The organism is Thermohalobaculum sp., assembly GCF_058622915.1.
Map to the genome: position 1 here is coordinate 1 of NZ_JBZSYN010000201.1, position 3,409 is coordinate 3,409.

Below are 3,409 nucleotides of genomic sequence, written 5' to 3' on the forward strand. Positions count from 1 at the left end.
CGCGTCCACCACCGCCCGCAGGTCGACCCGCCGCGGCCGGCCCAGGCGTCGCGGCCCCGGCAGCAGCGGAGCGATCAACGCCCACTCCGCCCCCGACAGGTCGCTTGCGTAGCCGCCGGTGTCCCGTCGATACTGCTCGCGAGTGATTTCAGTCCACATGTTGTGTCTCCGTGACTTGTTGGCACAAACCACTGAATCACAACGCGCTGGAATCACTCACTTCTTTTTCGGCCAGGCTCTCAGGATGAAGCGGATGCTTGAACGTCACTCAGAACCTTCATGCTGAGGAGCCTCGGCCCTCGGGCCGAGGCGTCTCGAAGGATGGGATCACGTGCGAGCAGATCCGCGCCACGCGCGCCGCTTTCGCGCGCGCCCCGGATCGCATAGCATCGCCCCATGCCCACGACCCGCACGCTGTGCCTCGCCGTCGCCGTCTTCGCCGCCTCGACCGTCGCGGCCGCGGCGGCCACGGCGATCGACTGGCGCCGGCTCGAGCCGGGGCTCGAGATCGCCCGGATCAAGTCGCCGGTGCCCGCCAAGGCCGGCGATTCGATCATCACCGTGCTCCGCGCCGACCTCGACCGCTTCAAGCTGACCCTGGTCTCGGTCAAGTTCGACGGCGGCAAGAACCGGACCGCCGCCGCCTGGGCGCACGAGCACGACCTGGTCGCGGCGACCAACGCCGGGCTCTACGCCGCCGACTTCAAGACCAACGTCGGCATGATGATCGACGGCCGCAAAGTCAACAATCGGCGGCTCAACGCCATGGGTGCGGTGCTCGCCTTCGATCCGCGCACCGACGACCTGCCGCCGGCCCGGCTGATCGACCGCCGCTGCGAGCGGTTCGGCCGGTGGCGACGGCGCTACCGCAGCTTCCTCCAGGCGCCGCGCCTGTGGACCTGTCACGGCCGCAACCTGTGGAGCCCCAGGAAGCGGCCCTGGAGCATGGCGGTGTTCGGGCTCGACCGCCGCGGCCGGGCGCTGTTCCTCTACACCCGCGCGCCGTTCACCGTGCACGCCTTCGCCGACATCATCCGCCGGCTGCCGCTGGGCATCCGGCGCGCGATGTATCTCGAGGGCGGCGGGCCGTCGCAGCTCTACGTCAAGTCGGGCAAGTTCGAGCTCGAGCTGACCGGCTCGTTCGGCTCGACCGGCGGCAGCTGGGACGTCTACCCGGCACGGCCGATCCCCAACGTGCTCGGCCTGGCGCGGCGCAAGCAGCCGTAGCTTTTCGGCAGCGGCGCCGGTGCTCACGATTTAGCGACAAAACGCCCCTTTTTGATACAAATCACGCCGACATATCTTATTCTGTCGCAAGAAGGCGCTGCCATACGGAGGAGAAGCGCGCCCATGGATTACGAAAGCAAGTTCGCCGCAGCCATCGCCGACGTGAAGGACGAGGGACGCTACCGGGTGTTCGCCGACCTGGAACGCCAGGCCGGCCGGTTCCCGCACGCGGTCCGCCACGCCCCCGACGGCAGCACCCACGACGTCATGGTGTGGTGCTCGAACGACTATCTCGGCATGGGCCAGCATCCCCGGGTGCTGGCGGCGATGCACGAGGCGATCGACCGCTGCGGCAGCGGCGCCGGCGGCACCCGCAACATCTCCGGCACCAACCACTACCACGTCGAGCTGGAGCGCGAGCTCGCCGACCTCCACGGCAAGCAGGCGGCACTGCTGTTCACCTCGGGCTACAACTCCAACGAGGCGGCGATCTCGACCATCGCCAAGATGCTGCCCGGCTGCGTGATCCTGTCCGACGAGCTCAACCACGCCTCGATGATCCACGGCGTCCGCTCGTCGCGCTGCGACAAGCACGTCTTCCGCCACAACGACCCGGCCGACCTCGAGGCCAAGCTCCGGGCGATCGAACCAGACCGGCCCAAGCTGGTCGCCTTCGAATCGGTCTACTCGATGGACGGCGACATCGCCCCGATCGCCGCGTTCTGCGACCTCGCCGACAAGTACGGCGCGATGACCTACCTCGACGAGGTCCACGCCGTCGGCATGTACGGCCCGCGCGGCGGCGGCATCGCCGAGCGCGAGGGGCTGATGGACCGGCTGACCGTGATCGAGGGCACGCTCGCCAAGGCGTTCGGCGTGGTCGGCGGCTACATCACCGGCTCGGCCAACCTGGTCGACGTCGTCCGCAGCTTCGCCTCGGGCTTCATCTTCACCACCGCGCTGCCGCCCCACGTCGCGGCCGGCGCGCTGGCCAGCGTCCGCCACCTCAAGGCGAGCGGCGCCGAGCGCGAGCGCCACCAGGAGCGCGCCGCCCGGCTCAAGGCGCTGATGCGCGCCGCCGACCTGCCGGTGATGGATTCGGTCACCCACATCGTGCCGGTGATGGTCGGCGACGCGGTGATGTGCAAGGCGGCGAGCGACTTGCTGCTCGACGAGCACGGCATCTACGTCCAGCCGATCAACTTCCCGACCGTCCCGCGCGGCACCGAGCGGTTGCGCTTCACCCCGACGCCGTTCCACAGCGACGCCGACATGGCCGGCCTGATCGACGCCCTGGCCGCGGTCTGGGAACGGCTCGGCCTGGCCCGGCGCGCCGCGGCCTAGACCAGCGCGAACGGAGCCGGAGGCGCCATGTATCGCGACAAGACGCTGATCCCGACCGAGGCCGTCCGCCTGCTCGCGCTCGGCCTGCTCGCGGACGCGCCGCGGCGATACCGGGACCTGGCGGCCGAGATCCGCCACTTCACCAGCCACATCACCGGCCCCTCGCTCGACCTGCTCGGCCCGTCGATCGAGCTGCTGCGCTACGAGGGGCTGACCGAGGCCGCCGACGACGGCGAGGGCGCCGACCTCATGCTGCGCATCACCGACGCCGGCCGCGACGAGCTGGCGACGCTGCTGCGGGCCAACGTGCGGGCGCCGATCGACGGCTTCGCCAAGCTGGTGATGGCGCTCAAGTTCCGCTTCCTCCACCTGCTTCCGGCCGCCGGCCGGGCATCGACCCTCGACGGCATGATCGAGCTGTACCAGGCCGAGCACAGCCGGCTGGTCGAGCTGCGCGGCAGCGACGGCGCCAGCGGCCGGCTCGCCGCCTGGCTCGACCACGACCTGGCCCAGATCGACGACCGCATCGCCTGGCTCGAAGCCCAGCGGCGGGCGCTCGCCGCCGCGGCCTGATCGACCCCCGCGCGTTCCTCCGCTCGCTGTTCGACGCCGCCGTCGAGGCGGCCGATCCGGCCCGCTGCGTGCCGCCCCGGCTGCCGTCACCGCCGGCCGGACGCACCATCGTGCTCGGCGCCGGCAAGGCCGCGGCGGCGATGGCCCGCGCGGTCGAGGACCACTGGCCCGGCGTGCTGACCGGCCTGGTCGTGACCCGCCGCGGCCACGGCCTGCCCTGCGACCGGATCGACGTGGTCGAGGCCGCCCACCCGGTGCCCGACGC

4 protein-coding genes and 1 pseudogene are annotated in these 3,409 nt (G+C 71.0%); 4 read left to right on the forward strand and 1 reads right to left on the reverse strand.

Annotated features, from left to right (window positions below):
* Positions 1–159 (reverse strand): annotated as a pseudogene (locus tag AC32QD_RS15860) (IS5/IS1182 family transposase); the annotation flags it as partial.
* A gap of 237 nt (positions 160–396) precedes the next feature.
* Between AC32QD_RS15860 and AC32QD_RS15865 the strand changes: the two are divergent.
* The 4 genes from AC32QD_RS15865 to AC32QD_RS15880 all read left to right on the forward strand — a co-directional run.
* Positions 397–1,227: a phosphodiester glycosidase family protein gene (locus tag AC32QD_RS15865; protein WP_492011480.1), complete on the forward strand. Its 831-nt coding sequence runs from the start codon at positions 397–399 to the stop codon at positions 1,225–1,227.
* A gap of 123 nt (positions 1,228–1,350) precedes the next feature.
* The gene (hemA, locus tag AC32QD_RS15870; RefSeq protein WP_492011481.1) at positions 1,351–2,571 is read left to right on the forward strand and encodes a 5-aminolevulinate synthase; all 1,221 of its coding nucleotides are present in this window, start codon (positions 1,351–1,353) and stop codon (positions 2,569–2,571) included.
* A gap of 27 nt (positions 2,572–2,598) precedes the next feature.
* Positions 2,599–3,144 (forward strand): hypothetical protein, encoded by a 546-nt coding sequence (locus AC32QD_RS15875; RefSeq protein ID WP_492011482.1) that lies wholly within the window; start codon positions 2,599–2,601, stop codon positions 3,142–3,144.
* A 26-nt stretch (positions 3,145–3,170) separates the two neighbouring features.
* A partial coding sequence (locus AC32QD_RS15880) for a DUF4147 domain-containing protein (protein WP_492011483.1) occupies positions 3,171–3,409 on the forward strand: 239 nt, incomplete at its 3' end.

Coding starts and splice junctions, on each gene's coding strand:
- AC32QD_RS15865 (WP_492011480.1), top strand. CDS start 397: ATGCCCACGACCCGCACGCTGTGCCTCGCCGTCGCCGTCTTCGCCGCC.
- hemA (WP_492011481.1), top strand. CDS start 1,351: ATGGATTACGAAAGCAAGTTCGCCGCAGCCATCGCCGACGTGAAGGAC.
- AC32QD_RS15875 (WP_492011482.1), top strand. CDS start 2,599: ATGTATCGCGACAAGACGCTGATCCCGACCGAGGCCGTCCGCCTGCTC.